Annotated in this window: 12 protein-coding genes and 1 pseudogene; 6 read left to right on the top strand and 7 right to left on the bottom strand. The window is 35.6% G+C overall.

What is annotated here, in order from left to right; translation table 11 throughout:
• The first annotated feature begins 14 nt into the window (after window positions 1-14).
• Window positions 15-1,115, top strand: coding sequence for a VOC family protein (locus IPP64_15180; GenBank protein MBL0330710.1), 1,101 nt, complete (start codon window positions 15-17; stop codon window positions 1,113-1,115).
• A gap of 45 nt (window positions 1,116-1,160) precedes the next feature.
• Here the strand turns inward: IPP64_15180 and IPP64_15185 are convergent, their stop codons facing one another.
• Window positions 1,161-2,096, bottom strand: a complete 936-nt coding sequence (locus tag IPP64_15185) for a T9SS type A sorting domain-containing protein (protein ID MBL0330711.1) — start codon at window positions 2,094-2,096, stop codon at window positions 1,161-1,163.
• Between the two features lie 423 nt (window positions 2,097-2,519).
• On the opposite strand from IPP64_15185, the gene IPP64_15190 reads away from it, so the two are divergent.
• Window positions 2,520-3,272 (top strand): toxin-antitoxin system YwqK family antitoxin, encoded by a 753-nt coding sequence (locus tag IPP64_15190; protein ID MBL0330712.1) that lies wholly within the window; start codon window positions 2,520-2,522, stop codon window positions 3,270-3,272.
• Here IPP64_15190 and IPP64_15195 read toward each other — a convergent pair.
• Window positions 3,269-4,852 carry a hypothetical protein gene (locus IPP64_15195; GenBank protein ID MBL0330713.1) on the bottom strand — a complete coding sequence of 528 codons (1,584 nt, stop codon included), beginning with the start codon at window positions 4,850-4,852 and terminating at the stop codon, window positions 3,269-3,271. The two genes, IPP64_15190 and IPP64_15195, sit on opposite strands and share 4 nt — an antisense overlap.
• A 72-nt stretch (window positions 4,853-4,924) precedes the next feature.
• Between IPP64_15195 and IPP64_15200 the strand changes: the two genes are divergently transcribed.
• Genes IPP64_15200 through IPP64_15210 form a run of 3 tightly spaced genes read left to right on the top strand, consistent with a single transcriptional unit; the run spans window position 4,925 to window position 7,538 of the window.
• Window positions 4,925-6,589 carry a DUF4080 domain-containing protein gene (locus IPP64_15200; GenBank protein ID MBL0330714.1) on the top strand — a complete coding sequence of 555 codons (1,665 nt, stop codon included), beginning with the start codon at window positions 4,925-4,927 and terminating at the stop codon, window positions 6,587-6,589.
• 4 nt (window positions 6,590-6,593) lie between these two features.
• Window positions 6,594-7,157: a ferritin-like domain-containing protein gene (locus tag IPP64_15205; GenBank protein MBL0330715.1), complete on the top strand. Its 564-nt coding sequence runs from the start codon at window positions 6,594-6,596 to the stop codon at window positions 7,155-7,157.
• A 3-nt stretch (window positions 7,158-7,160) separates the two neighbouring features.
• Window positions 7,161-7,538, top strand: coding sequence for a hypothetical protein (locus tag IPP64_15210; protein ID MBL0330716.1), 378 nt, complete (start codon window positions 7,161-7,163; stop codon window positions 7,536-7,538).
• Here the strand turns inward: IPP64_15210 and IPP64_15215 are convergent.
• The 4 genes and pseudogenes from IPP64_15215 to IPP64_15230 all read right to left on the bottom strand — a co-directional run bounded on the left by IPP64_15215 (window position 7,535) and on the right by IPP64_15230 (window position 11,906).
• Window positions 7,535-8,444, bottom strand: a pseudogene (locus IPP64_15215) (DUF72 domain-containing protein). The gene IPP64_15210 and the pseudogene IPP64_15215 overlap by 4 nt on opposite strands.
• Before the next feature lie 6 nt (window positions 8,445-8,450).
• Complete coding sequence (locus IPP64_15220; GenBank protein MBL0330717.1) at window positions 8,451-9,809, bottom strand: 1-acyl-sn-glycerol-3-phosphate acyltransferase; 1,359 nt, start codon at window positions 9,807-9,809, stop codon at window positions 8,451-8,453.
• 9 nt (window positions 9,810-9,818) lie between these two features.
• Entirely contained in the window at window positions 9,819-11,156 is a 1,338-nt protein-coding gene (locus IPP64_15225; GenBank protein ID MBL0330718.1) for a dihydroorotase, read from the bottom strand.
• A gap of 36 nt (window positions 11,157-11,192) precedes the next feature.
• On the bottom strand, window positions 11,193-11,906 hold the full coding sequence (locus IPP64_15230; protein ID MBL0330719.1) for a polyprenol monophosphomannose synthase: 714 nt from the start codon (window positions 11,904-11,906) through the stop codon (window positions 11,193-11,195).
• Between the two features lie 213 nt (window positions 11,907-12,119).
• On the opposite strand from IPP64_15230, the gene IPP64_15235 reads away from it, so the two are divergent.
• A complete protein-coding gene (locus tag IPP64_15235) occupies window positions 12,120-14,225 on the top strand; it encodes a T9SS type A sorting domain-containing protein (protein MBL0330720.1) in 2,106 nt (701 codons plus the stop codon).
• 2 nt (window positions 14,226-14,227) lie between these two features.
• Here the strand turns inward: IPP64_15235 and acs are convergent, their stop codons facing one another.
• The gene (gene acs / locus IPP64_15240) at window positions 14,228-16,123 is read right to left on the bottom strand and encodes an acetate--CoA ligase (protein MBL0330721.1); all 1,896 of its coding nucleotides are present in this window, start codon (window positions 16,121-16,123) and stop codon (window positions 14,228-14,230) included.
• Between the last annotated feature and the right edge of the window lie 39 nt (window positions 16,124-16,162).

Below are 16,162 nucleotides of genomic sequence, written 5' to 3' on the forward strand. Positions count from 1 at the left end.
ACAAAAAAAATAGTATGACAAAAAGTAATAACGCCTCCCCTGTGGGGAGGTCGGGAGGGGTCCCAACGATAGCAGGAATTCAACAAGTAGGTGTTGGAATTCCAAATGTACACGAAGCATTTAATTGGTATGCCAAACATTTCGGAATGGACATACCTATTTTTGAAGAAGCTGCCGAAGCGAACTTAATGCTTCCTTATACAGGTGGCAAACCGCATATGCGCCACGCCATATTGGCAATCAACCTAAAGGGTGGTGGGGGATTTGAAATCTGGCAATATACCAGTCGCAAACCAGAACCTTGCTCCTTCGAATTGCAACTTGGCGATTTAGGCTTTTATTGTGCACGCATGAAAACCAGCGATGTTAAAGGCTCATACGAATTCTTAAAATCTAAAAATGTAAACCTTGTATCCGATGTTGTAAAAGATCCTATTGGAAATGATACGTTTTATTTACGCGATCCATGGAACAACCTTTTTCAAGTTGTAAAAAGTGATTCATGGTTTGGGAAAGGCTTACAACTCACCGGTGGTCCATCCGGAATGATGGTAGGTGTAAGTGACATTGAAAAATCTAAAAAATTTTATGCGGATATCCTAGGTTATGATACAGTCGTGTACGACAAGCAAGGAAATTTTGATGATTTAAAAAACCTACCAAGCGGAACACATAAAGTTCACCGTGTATTATTGAAGCATAGCAAACCCCGCTCTGGAGCTTTTTCAAAATTATTAGGCGCCAGCGAAATTGAATTGATAAAAACCTTGGAGCGCACACCGAAAAAAATATTCGAAAATCGTTTCTGGGGAGATCAAGGCTTTATTCATTTATGCTTTGATATCGGAAACCAAAAAGCGATGAAAGAATTGTGCGCAACAAAAGGACATCCTTACACGATTGATAGTGGAGAAAAATTTGATATGGGGGAAGCCGCAGGTCACTTCAGTTATATCGAAGATCCGGACGGAGCTTTGATTGAATTTGTAGAAACGAAAAAAATCCCAATCATGAAAAAATTAGGATGGTACCTCGATTTGCGTAAACGGGATGCTTCAAAACCACTTCCTGATTGGATGCTGAAGGCGCTAAAATTTAATAGAGTAAAAGATTAAATTAAAAAAGAGTGTTGAGGAAAAATTCCTCAACACTCTTTTCATTTATTTTTTTATAAAACGTTTTGTTCCCGCGATTTTACCATCGGAAACTTTAAGCAAATATATCCCTGAGGGTAATTGCCCTATATTGATTTTATTCCATGCGGAAGAAGGAGATTCATTTGTGTTTTTTAATTCACGTCCCATTAAATCGAAAATAGAGATGTTTAGATTATTGCCATTAACTTCATTTGACCAAGATATTATCAATTCATCTTCTGCTGGATTAGGAAAAACATCAAAACTCAATTTTGCTTGACCATCATCAATTCCAGCAATAACCTGCATCGTTCTAATACTCAAAACACCACTTCCTGGTTGATTAATGTCCAGAAATGCAGAGTCACAATACGTATCTGTGCACGTCCCATCAGAGATAGTAAGACAAATCATATAATTCCCAAGCGCACTATAAGTATGTGTGGGGCTTGCAAGTGTAGAAGTAGTTCCATCACCAAAATCCCACAAGTAGGTCAACGCTCCTGAGCTCGTAGAAAAATCATACAAAATCCAATCATTTACATTTCCCGTATCGGGTGCAATGAAAAAAGAAGCATGACAATCCGATGGAGTCAAAGGAATACTATCAGAATCTATAGTATAAGTACTACCATATAGACCACCAATTATCCCTTCAGTATTGATGTGTTGCGTTAAAGTATAATCACCTAAAGCCGGCAAAGTAAGAATAAAATAAAAATCGTTGTTTGTATAAACTCCTGTGGCGGGACCTGCAGTGCTTATGGTAATACTATATAGTCCTGTATCTAAAACCATCTCATACAGAGCGATAGAATCTGCGCCATAAGCATAGCCTGAAACGCCATAAGTTAATCCAGATAACCATTTTACTTTCATCCCATGAGTTAGTGAAACTTGTGAAAAACCAGTTGAAACGAATAGTGTAAAAACAATTGCAATAGCTAAACTTTTTTTCATAATACAAGATTTAAATACCATTTTATAATAACTTAGATCAAAACTAATCCATTTACTAATAGAAATAAACTCCAATTATTTGAATACTTTATACCTCCTAAAGGCAGAATAAAGCCACAAACAACTAATAATCAATAACATAGGATACCATTTTTATACATATCCAATGCATATCTTAAATCTTCAAACGGTTGATTTATTTATTAAACGGCTAATCGTCAAAAGCGATTAATAAACTAAATTTGTCCAAATTGAATTTATATTGAGAAGTAAACACCCATTATAAATGGGTTATAAATTAATCATATGTTTTTAAAGCCTTGCTTTCTTTACTTTGTAACATTCGTCTTTCTTACTGCCTGCTCAAACGAATTTGATGGGAAGGATGGTATTAAAACCGTCTATTTTCCAAATTCAAAAATTGTGAAACAAGTTGTTGAATACAAAGACGGAAAACGAATTGGAGAACTAAAGGAATACTTCAGAAACGGAACACTCAGCATCAAACAACGTTATAAAAATGATACGCTGACGGATACTTCTTTTTTTTATCATGAGAATGGAAATCTGAAATACATCCAAATTCTAAAAGATTTCAAAAAAGAAGGTACCTGGAAAAAATTTAATGAACAAGGCAAAGTATATGAAGAAATCAATTTCAAAGATGACGAATTAGATGGTCCATCCATTACTTATACGTATCGAACAGGCCGAGTATTAAAAAAATTGAATTATAAAGAGGGAGAGATGGAAGGAAAACAAGAATATTTTTATAACAATGGGAAGCCAAAAATGACAACCGTTTATCACAACGGAACTCAAACAATAGGAACGGAAGAGTGGACAGAAAGCGGAGAAAAATTAAATACTGATTTTAAAATCAATGTCATTGAACGCAACCGTTTACTCTTAGAAAACAAGCTGCAATACTACATCTCTCTTGAAAATCCTCAGCCGGATGATGAAGTATATGTGATGGCGGATAAAGATTCCGACAACTACCCTGTTCGTGTCTATCCACTTGACAGAACAAAAAATGATTTTATTCTGGAATATAAAGTCAACTTAGGAGGATTTGTTCTGGAAAACATAAAAATAGGAGCGTATCGAAAAACTTCTATGGGAAACACCCTCCTCAAAACAAAAACCATTACAGTAGCCGCGAATAATTATTAATCGAACTGCTTTAAACGTTGTTGTAGACCAAAACTATTGGGAGCATAAATTAATCCTGATTTTAACAATTGCTTCGACTTACCATAATTCCCTCGCTTGTAGTATTCTGTTGCACCCTGAGAATAAGCTTTTTCAACAAAATTGGCAGTAGCCGTAACGCCTTCCTTCTTTTTAATTAACGTTTCAAATTCCTTGATATAAGCATCACCTTTCACCATATCACTATAATAATAACTGCGATATGCCAAATCAAGGATGCAATTTAGTTTTACGGATATATAAAATTCATTTTCTTCAAAGAAGTCAAATGTTTTGACATAAATTTCAGATCCATCCATAATACTTTTAGAATCATTAAAATTTTGAACTGCGCGTTCGTACGCACCGATGATAAGCGCTCTCAAGTTTGCATTTAATGGATTATATGCATATGCTGCAGACAAATGCTTAAGAAGATATTCTTGATTTTTAGAACTTAAATACCCTAACCGCGCTAACTCATAATGATAACCATAAGTAATATCCCCTTTTAATGAAGAATCTTGTATTTCTGAACTGATTTTCTCATACGACTTATCAAATAGATCATAATCAGAATTCTTTATCAATTGTGTATTCAACAATTCTTCAAATTGATAACCAATCACATCATTACTCAACTCTTTATCTTTTAAATTGTTAAAACGGCACAACATTGCCAGATTTAAAACATTGTCAAATTTTTCGTACCCATTCTTGTCTATTAAAGCCAATAATGTTGCTTTTAAAAGATAACGATGTCGATCACTTCTAAATAGAAAGTAGGCTTTTTTAATATGCTCCTTTGCTTTTTGAAGATCATTGTCGTCCATAAAATAAATTGCAAAGTTACTATACTGCAAACCTGCCAAATCATGTATCGAAATATTATCAGAAGTAAAATAATATTTGTTAAATAAATCATTGACAGAAACTGTTTCAAACTCTTCCTTGGTGATGATTTTTGAATTATAAAGATTGGTTACATATTTAGTAATAAAACTATTGCTAAACTGATAATAGCCCTTTGCAGGAGAGGTGGTTTCAATCAAAACTTTGCTGGAATTCGGATACGCGATTAAGTAAACATGTGTGGGTGTTTCCTTTATCTGATAAGGAATATCCAACTTTGAAAAAACAATAGCATACAAGGCAGAAGCAGAAACACAGTTATACTCTCCGGTTTCGAATATATCTATAAAACTATTTTTTAATTTATAAACCTTGAGAAATTCTTTGTGCACATATTCATAAATAATCTTCACTTTTTTTGCCTCCGACTTATCTGATATAATTTTTTTAAGACTTGCAACACAAGCTTCAACCTTATTTAAAGCTGCTACTTTATCTCCATTTTGTAAATCATCATACGAAGCAAACAATAGGTCAAAAGAGGCTGCTTTGTCCCCGGAATTATCAAATTGAGTAAAAGCATTTTTTTCAGAATCGTTCTTAAAAACCAAATCATTAAAATGAACAAGAGGCCGTTCTGTTTGAGAAAAAACAGAGAAGGAAGACACAATAAGAAGGAAGATAAAAGATATTTTCAATTGTCTTTTCATATAAATATTAAAGATGTTAAATTACTCATAAAATATTAATCCAGAAAAGAATACCTTACATTTGTAGATAGAATGGAAGTACTACTCACAACACTCAACGCAAAATACATCCACATGAACCTGGCAATTCGTTTGTTATACGAATTGAATAAGGAGAACAAGGGATTAGACTGGAAAGAGTTTACCATTAAAGAAGACAAAGACGAAATTGCAACATATTGTAGCAAATATGATGTTGTTGCATTCAGTTGCTACATCTGGAACATCACTCCAACACTTGATGTTGCAAAAAAAATTAAACAACTTCACCCAAACTGCAAAATACTCTTGGGCGGCCCAGAAGTTAGCTACGAGTATGAAAACATCATTTCACTTCCTGAAATTGACTATATCATTGTAGGAGAAGGAGAAATCCCTTTCACAGAATTCCTTTCTCACTTTCCTGCTATCGAAACGGTTCCGGGATTGGTATGGAAAAAAGAAGGAAAAGCAACAGAAAATCCTGCTCCTCCGATGTTTGACCTTAAACATTTTGCTACTATCAATCCCTATATTAACGACAATCCGGAAGAATTATATAACAAAGTTTGTTATATCGAAACATCGCGAGGCTGCCCGTATAAATGTGAATTTTGTTTAGCCAGTTTGGATAATAAAGTACGTTATCTGCCTAATGATAACATCAAATCTAACTTATTGTATTTAATGCAACATGGCAGAACGATTAAATTTTTAGATCGTACGTTCAATATCAAAAAAGATTTTACAATTGATATTTTCAAATTTATTTTGGAACATCACCAACCAGGCAATGTTTTCCAATTTGAGATTACTGCCGACATTGTGCATCCTGAAATTATTAAATTCATTGATGAACATGTTCCAAAAGGTCTCTTCCGTTTCGAAATTGGGATACAAACAGTTAATCAAAAAGCGAATCTGGAAGTAAGCAGAAAACAAAATTTTGAAAAAACGAAAAGTATCATCCAACAATTAGATCATAAAATCGAGATGCATCTTGATTTAATTGTTGGCTTAGCGTTGGATTATTGGGAAGACATTAAATACAGTTTTGAGGAAGTATTTAAATTATATGCCCCCGAATTGCAATTAGGATTCCTAAAGTTTTTAAAAGGAACGCCTCTCCGAAATAAATACGAACAACATGGTTTTCAATTCGACCCGAATCCACCTTATCAAATCATTGAGAGCAATTATCTCAGTAAGGAACAACTGCATAAAATAACAGTAGTAGAGCATGCTTTAGAAGTGTATTGGAATAAAAAAAGAGCCCCGAATACATTAAAGTACATAACCGAAAAGTCCTCAATTTTTGACTTTTTATTAGGTTTGGGACTGCATTTTGAAACAAAAAGAGATTTTCACAAGTTCTCTTTAAATGACATTTATGATATCCTTCATGAATTCGTTGCTATTGCTCATCCTGATGATCTAATCTTAAAAGAGTTAATCACGATTGATTACTACTTGCACCACAAGGTAAAACCACAGACTCTTTATATCGATGAAATAGAAAGGAGTGAAAAAAGTAAACTCATTTCAGATAACAACTTAAATCATCACAAATACAGATATATTATTCTTCCAGTACATTTTGATTATCGAAAGTTTATCGACACAAATACCATTGAAAAAAGGAATACAAACATCATCATTCAATACGATGGCGTAAATAAATCGGAAGTGATTTATGAGATGATGGAGCTTAAAAAATAAAAACATGAAAATTCAGCATCCTGAACTGATTGATTTATTGAAAAAAGCATACTCAGCTGAAAAAGCTGCAGCTTTCGCCTATCAAGGCCATGCTGGTGCAGTAAAAAATGCAGAAGAGAAAAAAGCAATCCGTCAGATTGAACTGGATGAATGGAATCACCGAGAAGAAGTTCTGAAAATTATGGAACAGTATGCAATCCCTGTTTCAAGATTTTACGAATTCCGATTTCATGTTATCGGGAAAATTATCTCTGGAAGCTGTTATGTAATTGGCTGGTTTATGCCCTTTTATTTTGCGGGTCGACTGGAAAGCGGTAATGTTTGCGAGTATTTCAGAATGATGCATATGTTTCATTCCATCGGAATTAAAGAACATGATCAAGTGCTTTACGAAATGGGAATAAAAGAAAAAGAACATGAAGTTTATTTTCTTGAGCAAATTAAAACAAACAAAATGCTTCCCTTTTTTGAATGGCTATTCTCCTGGGGAAATAAAAAAGGGATGAATGATGTAGATTTGGAAAAGAAATATTCGATTGAAGAATCAAAAAAATATTGTAAAAAATAAATTATGAAACTAGAATTCCTTGATGAAGTTAATGAGTATGGAGATCAAGTGATTCGCCTCTTTCATTTCGACAAATCCGAAGCAATCCAATTCAGAGATGCCGTTCAAAACAACCTTGTGAATCAAAATAAGTCCTTAGACTTATTGACACTTGACTTTATTGAACACATGAATTGCAAATTAGTATTGCACCTTTCCGAAACGGATGAAGGAATTATAACGATGGATAATCAAACCTTCTTTTGTGATTTAACAGTAGAAGGGTACAAAAATATTATTCGTTTGATTGAACCATTTTGTATAAAGGAAAGCAAAAGCTTTGTTATGCTTTACGATATTGACACTCAAATCGATTTTCTGTTCTCCCCTTATGGCAGTTAGAACAAGCTGCTTTGATTCTTATCCGATTTTTTAATTGCAACAGGCTTTTCAGGAATATGTAATTTTAGTCCTAATTTCTTATTCAATTTTTCGATAAAGTAGGCAGATAAAAGCGGGGATTCTAATTCATGGTTTTGGTGTAGAAAAAAATACAATTCCTTTAAACCTTCTTTTTTCCATTTTGCTATTCGCTCCACCCAAGGATCTAAACGCGAGTAATCACAACCATGATTATCACCAACATATCTAATAAATGCAACAGGTGTAGTTAGTCGCATGTGAATAATATCTCTTCTTCCGGCTGTATCAACAATTACATTGGTTACCTGATACTTTTTAAATAATTCTGACACCTTCTCAAAATCCGATTTTACATTAAACCATTCTGCATTTCTTAATTCAACAGCCAATGGAGTGTTTTTTTGGAAACTCCTTTACAAATTTCTCCAAACGATCGAAATCCTTTGGTTTAAAATTATCATGCATTTGTAAAAAAATCATTCCTAACTTTTCTTCCAACCCAGTAACGGACAAACAAAACTCATCCGTCAAATTTTTCATTTCATTTAATCGTTTCAGGTGGCTGACAGTTTGAGGAATTTTAGGAAAAAACTTGAATCCTTTAGGTGTTTTTTCTTTCCACTTTACAAACTGTTCTTTGCCATAAGCTTGATAAAATGTAGCATTCAACTCAATACTATTAAACTGTGTTGAATAATAGGCCAACTCGTCTTTCGTTCCTTTCGGATAAAAATTCTTTAAGTCCGTTTTATTCCATTTCGCACAACCGACAGCTATTTCAAATTTCTTAAATTCCTTACCACCCAAAACCTGCTTGGTATCTGCGTGGTCTTTCGGTAAAGTAAAATCTATTCCAATGATCGACTCAACACTTCCAAATTTCATGAAACGCTATTTAGTTGTTAAAGAAAGATACAATTGTTTCGCATCGGCCAATGCCTTCATCACATCCGCACGCATATTCACCATTGATTCTACTGTTTTTTTATCCTTACGCACCATGCGCAACAGTCGCCAACGCCCGAATATTTTTTTCATTACCGGATAAAATTTGATTGTAAAAATTCCGCTCAAAATTACGGTTGAAGCAAAAAGACCCAGAAGCAACCAATCTCTATAAACAAGCGCAACAATCAACAATTGAATGATAAAATAAATCGTCCAAAAAATCAGAGAAAGATTGGCTCTGAACGAAGCATAAAATTCATTTTTCTTAACTTTACTATCGGCTAATTTTTTCGCCAAATAATAGGGCGGATAATTCAATAACAAACCAATAAAATAAAAAGGCATTCCAAGATAAATGATAAAATACTCCAATAGAAATGTTCCGAAATTCATTTTATTGATACTCTCCTCTCTTAGCAAATGATCACGAAGATTGTTTGCCTTCAACAATCTGGTGTACGAGTGCAACAATCCCTTCAAATGCACCAGCACTTCCGGTTTCTTTACATCCAACACATTTACCATATCAATAATTTCACTGCTTGCAATCGGGTGGTTCTCCAACTTTGAAGAGTCGAGTTTTTTGTCTTTCAGCAATTGATGCGTATACACTTCCTCCATTTCGGCAACCAATCCATCATTTTCAATTGCATTGATGTGATGGGCATTTTCCTTCATCTTTTCTTCCAGCAACTTTGTAAACTCATTAATTGCTCGAACTTTATCTACTTTATATTTTTCCTCGAATGATTTAATTGAAATCGGTTTCCCTACATCAACAAAAACTTTACTTCTAAAACGAGGTGCTTCCTGGAAATTAAGTCCAACCGGAATAACCAGAATATCTTTGGAATAGTCGATGGATTCTAATGTTTGAAAAACAATGCGCGACAATCCTTTTTTTAAAGGTTGAACTCTGCGCTGTTGAACACATAACCCTTCAGGAAAAATCAACAATGGTTTATTTGAGGTAAGCAATCTTCGACATTCTTCAAATGATTTGTCATTCTTTTTAATTTCGGCATACCCTTCTTGCATGCGGTACATCGGACTTGCATTCATTTGATTCAAAACCCATTTCGCAACTTTGCCTTTAAAAACATCTCCTCTTGCAAAAAAACGAACTTTCGGACGCAAGTACACTGGCAACAATACCGGATCAACAAAACCATTTGAATGATTCGGAGCAAGAACAAAAGGTTCATTCAGGGGAATGTTTTGTAAGCCTTTAATATCTATCCGATAATAAACATTCAAACTAACATATACAAAAGGGCGAAGGAAGGTATAGAGTATTGCCATACAACGATGTTATCTTGTGAATGTTAAACGCTCACCTTTTGTTTCTTCATTAAAATATCCATTTTCATAAACCAAGTGGCCGCTGACAAATGTGTATTTAACTTTTGAGTGAAAAGTAACCCCTTCAAAAGGCGACCAACCGCACTTGTAAAGAATATTCGACTTGTCAACTGTTTCACTACCATTTAAATCTACCAAAACTAAGTCAGCAAAATAACCTTCACGAATATATCCACGCTTCTCAATTTGAAAACAATCTGCTACAGCATGTGCCATTTTCTCCGCAATACGTTCCAATGTTATTTTTCCTTGTTTGTGCATTTCAATCATTGCAACCAAAGCGTGCTGAACAAGCGGACCACCTGATGGTGCTTTAAAATATTTTTGTTCCTTCTCTTCAATTGTATGAGGAGCATGGTCAGTTGCAATCACATCAATTTTATTCTCTAATACTGCTCTTAGGATTGCATCTCTGTCGCTTGCTTTTTTCACAGCCGGATTCCACTTGATATAATTTCCTTTTGTTTTATAATCTTCATCCGAAAACCAAAGGTGATGAATGCAGGCCTCTGCTGTAATTCTTTTTTGTTTTAGTGATGTTTTATTTTCAAACAATTCCAATTCCTTTGCTGTGGAAATGTGCAAAATATGCAATCTTGAATTGTACTTCTTTGCTAACTCAACTGCCAAAGAAGACGATTTGTAGCAGGCCTCCTCACTTCGAATGACCGGATGTGCCTCCACAGGAACATCTTCTCCATATTTATCTTTGTATACCTGCATATTATGTCTGATTGTTGCCTCATCTTCACAATGCGTTGCAATCAACATCTTGCATTTGGAAAATAAACCTTCCAATGTTTCACGTTTATCTACCAACATATTTCCAGTAGAAGAGCCCATGAACACTTTAATACCACAAACATTTTCTGGATTTGTTTTTAGCACTTCTTCTAAGTTATCGTTAGAAGCGCCCATAAAAAAGGAGTAGTTCGCCAACGAAACCTCTGATGCACGTTTGTATTTATCTTCAAGTAACTCCTGCGTGAATACGTTCGGAACCGTGTTTGGCATTTCCATATAAGAGGTTACACCACCTGCAACAGCTGCTTTTGCCTCTGTATAAATTTCACCTTTATGTGTTAAACCCGGCTCACGAAAATGAACCTGATCATCTATACATCCCGGAAACAAATACTGATCAGTACCATCTATTAGTACATCTGCAGGATCATTTATTTCCGACTCCGAAATTTTTTTAATGTACTTTCCTTCAATCAATACATCGCCCTTAAAGACTTTCCCTTCATTAACGATGTTGACATTTTTTATTATTGTTCTTTTCATCTTTCTGATTAATAAAAAAGCTCCTTAAAAAGAGCTCTATTTTATTTTTTTAAATCGCATTTGCAAAACACCCCAAAATGCTTCTTTGAAAATCCCTTTACTCATTTTAGAAGCTCCTTCTACTCTATCTGTAAAAGTAATCGGCACTTCCACAATTTTAAATCCTAATTTATAGGCAGTATATTTCATTTCTATTTGAAAGGCATAACCTACAAATTTAATATCGTCAAAATTAATACGCTCCAACACTTTTCTTCTGTAACATTTGAATCCTGCTGTAGTATCGCGAATTGAAACAAACAACACCATGCGAACGTAAACCGAAGCATAGTAAGACATCAACACTCGACCTTTGGGCCAATTTTCAATTTTTCCACCCTCAATGTATCTGGAACCGATTGCCACATCCGCCCCATTAACAGCGGCCTCACGCAAGCGGATTAAATCATCGGGATTGTGAGAAAAATCGCAATCCATTTCAAATATATATTCGTATTTTCTTTGCAATGCCCACTTAAATCCATGAATATAAGCTGTTCCTAACCCTAATTTGCCTTTCCGTTCTTCAATAAATAAACGACCAGAAAACTCTTCCATCAATCGCTTAACAATATCTGCTGTTCCATCCGGGGAACCATCATCCACAATTAATAAATGAAACGGAACAGACAAGGAAAATACTTTGCGAATCATTCGCTCAACATTTTCCTTTTCGTTGTAGGTTGGTATGATAACTAGACTATCTGACACGGCTGTAATTAAGAAACGAAGATAACGCACTATTCAATAATAACCAAAGTTTTAAGATATTTTGGCGTTTTTTTTGAAATATCATGCCATTCGAACTCAAAACCCAACTTTCGTGGACTTTATTCATCTAATTTAAAGCATCCCATTAACTATAAATTATACTTTTCCCAACTGATTTTAATCCTTAAGTTTGTAGTATCTAGATGCTATTCCATGAAAAAACTACTACTTTCTCTTTTGTCCGTTTCATCTATCTTAAATCTTTTTTCACAAGAACCGTTAAAATATTGTGGGGCAGATGAACTGCGAATTTCTACACTTCAGAAAAACCCTAAAATCGCGGAAGCTGTTATTAAACGTGATATTGAACTAGAGGCATTTACCCAAAAGTTTGTGAACGACTTCTATGCAAATAGAACAAGTTCCGCTACTTATATTATCCCCGTTGTATTCCATGTAATACATAACTACGGAGCAGAAAATATCAGCGATGCACAAATAAAAGACGGGCTGGATGTTTTAAATAAAACATTCAGAAAACAATTGGCTGATACCGGCTCCATCGTTGCTGCCTTTAAACCACTTCATGCCGATTGCGACATTGAATTTCGCTTGGCACAACTTGACCCCAGCGGAAACTGCACCAGTGGAATCAATCGAATTGCTTCCTCACTCACAACCGTTGGCGACCACTCCGTTAAATCATTAATCCAATGGCCAACGAATAAATATCTGAACGTTTATATTGTACAAAATGCGGCAGGTTTAGCGGGACACTGTGTATGGCCTGCTGATGCGGATTCGATACCGGCTTGGGATGGAATCGTTATTGCACACGACTACGTGGGAACCATCGGAACATCCAATTATACACGTTCGGTTGCATTTGCCCATGAATGCGGACACTATTTGAATCTACAGCACATCTGGGGAGGAAACAATGTCCCGGGCTTTTATTATTATCCCTGCGCAGATCCTTTTAAAGATTGCAGCATTGACGATTTAGTAGCAGACACACCACCAACAATCGGCTGGACGAGCTGTAATTTATCTGGTGCATCGTGCTTAAATCCTGTTGATAATGTTCAAAACACAATGGACTATTCTTATTGTAACCGCATGTTTACGTTCGGACAAAAAGCCCGTATGCAAGCCTGTCTCAACTCTCCCATTGCCGGAAGAGATAATTTATGGCAAACTGCCAACTTAATTGCAACCGGTGTTGATACACTCCCTGGACCTTTATGCAAAGCTGAATTTACAAGTAACAAAAGAGTAGTTTGTTCGGGTGCAGGCGATGTTATATCCTTCACCAACACTTCTTACAATGGTTCGTTTACAACTATCTTTTGGACATTCCCCGGAGGAACTCCTTCTTCATCGACACTCGCAAGCCCTTTAGTATATTACACCTCACCAGGAAAATACAATGTCACATTAAAAGTAGTGAATGGAAGTGATACAGCAGAAATTTCAAAATCGAATTTTATTTCTGTTTTGCCAACTACCGGTACTGTTTATCCTTTTTCGGAAAGCTTTGAAGCGACTCCTTCGTTAGATGGATTGGAATGGTTTTCAAGTAGCTTTGACACCATCAATGCTTGGCAACTGACAAACACAGCAGCTGTTACTGGATCAACATCGGTAATGCTTAACAACTTTAACAACACCATGAATACCAAAGATGAGTTGTTTAGCAATATTATTAACCTCACCGGAGCAACTTCACTGAACATCAGCTTTAAATATGCCTATGCTAAAAAAGATTCCAGTAGCAATGATCGACTGCAAGTGTATGTTACCAGCAATTGCAACACCACTTGGATTCAACGATTAAATTTAGTTGGAACAGCATTAGAAACAGCTTCAATAACAAGTTCTCCATTTACTCCTTCTTCATCTAGTGAATGGAAACAGGGTGTAGCGAACATCCCCGGATCTTATATGACATCTAACTTCCGTTTCAAATTTGTGTATACTTCCAGTGGTGGAAACAATGTTTATATCGATGATATAAATTTAGATGTGAATTCAGGAGTAGAAGATTTACATTCCATTGAAAATATGTTTCATCTGTTTCCAAATCCGGCTAATGAGCATGTAAACGTTTCGTTTTCATTAACACATTCGAAGAATCTAAGGCTTTCAATCATGAATGTATTCGGACAAACAATTTTAGAAAAAGGGAAAGAAAATTATTCAATGGGCGAACACATTGTTTCTATCGATACAAAAAACATTGCTCCTGGAATGTATTTCTTAAAAGTTGCAGATGACGAAACAAATTTTCTGAAACCGCTGATTATTCTTGCACAATAAACTTACTTTATTGCACCCGCTTTTATCTCTTCAACTACTGAAGGATCAAGCAACGTAGACGTATCTCCTAAATTCGATACATCTCCTTCTGCAACCTTGCGTAATATCCTTCGCATAATTTTGCCACTACGTGTTTTGGGCAAACCACTTACTACTTGTATTTTGTCAGGTTTTGCAATCGGACCAATAACCTTGGTGACTTCAGCTAAAATTTCTTTTCGCAATGCATCTATATCTTTATTCTTATTTGTACAAATCACATATGCATAAATCCCTTGTCCTTTGATATCGTGAGGGTAACCAACCACGGCACTCTCCACAATATCTGCATGCATATTAATTGCACTCTCCACTTCTGCCGTTCCTATGCGATGCCCACTCACATTCATTACATCATCCACCCGTCCGGTAATCCGGTAATATCCATCTTCATCGCGTTTGCAACCATCTCCTGTGAAATATAAACCAGGATAAGTTGCAAAATAATTTGTACGGCAACGTTCATGATCACCATATGTTGTTCTGATAATCGAAGGCCAAGGAAATTTAATACATAAATTCCCTTCTACACCGTTTCCAATAATTTCATTTCCTTTATCGTCAACTAAAATTGGTTGCACCCCAGGCAAAGGCAAAGTTGCAAAACCAGGTTTTGTTTTTGTGATTCCTGCAATTGGAGAAATCAACATTCCACCCGTTTCTGTTTGCCACCATGTATCCACAATTGGGCAATTCCCTTTCCCAATATTTTCGTTGTACCAATTCCAAGCTTCTTCGTTGATGGGTTCACCAACACTTCCCAATACTCTAAGAGAATTTAATTGATACGGTTTTACAAAATCCAAACCTGCTGCTTCCAAAGCTCTGATTGCAGTTGGAGCAGTATAAAAAATATTCACCTTGTATTTATCAATCACATTCCAAAAACGTCCTGCATCCGGATACGTTGGAACACCTTCAAACATAACGGATGTTGCACCTGCTAACAAGGGAGCATACACAATATAAGAATGCCCCGTAATCCAGCCAATATCTGCTGTACACCAATACACTTCTTTATCTTTGTATTGAAACACATTTTCAAACGTATACTGTGTGTATACCATATAACCACCACACGTATGGACAACGCCCTTTGGTTTACCGGTGGAACCGGAGGTATACAAAACAAACAACATATCTTCCGCATCCATGGGTTCAGCCGGACAATCACCATTCACCTTTTCCATTTCTTGTTTCCAAAAAACATCACGTTCAGGATTTACACGGATGTTCGAATGAGTATGTTCCAATACAATGACTTTATTCACAGAAGGACAAATTTCCAGTGCTTCATCCACAGTATCTTTCATCGGAATATCTTTTGCTCCTCGATAGGCTCCATCAGTTGTAACAACAATTTTACAATCACTATCTTGAATCCTTCCTGAAAGTGCAGCTGCGGAAAAGCCACCAAATACAACGGAATGTACTGCACCTATTCGTGCACAAGCTAAAAGTGCGATGGCCAGTTCAGGAACCATTGGCATGTAAATACAAATTTTATCACCTTTTTGAGCTCCATTACTTTTCAATACATTTGCAAATTTACACACTTGCTCATGCAGCTGTTTGTAGGTGAATGATACAGCGTTTCCATTTATGTCATTTGGTTCCCAATAATAAGCCACCTGATCTCCGCGTGTTGCCAAATGTCTGTCTAAACAATTCTCAGTGATATTTAATTTACCACCCACAAACCATTCAATTTTCGGATCTTTAAAATTCCAATCCAAAACTTTATCCCATTTCTTCTTCCAAAAAAATGTTTCTGCTTGCTCTGCCCAAAAAGTTTCAGGTGTTTCTACACTTCGTTTATATTCTTGATGATAGTTTTCGATGGAACTGATTCTTGTCATACGAGTATTTTTTGTAATCATTCAAATTTACGGGATTTT

The organism is Bacteroidota bacterium (assembly GCA_016722565.1).
In the GTDB taxonomy this organism is placed as follows: Bacteria; Bacteroidota; Bacteroidia; order 2-12-FULL-35-15; family 2-12-FULL-35-15; genus 2-12-FULL-35-15.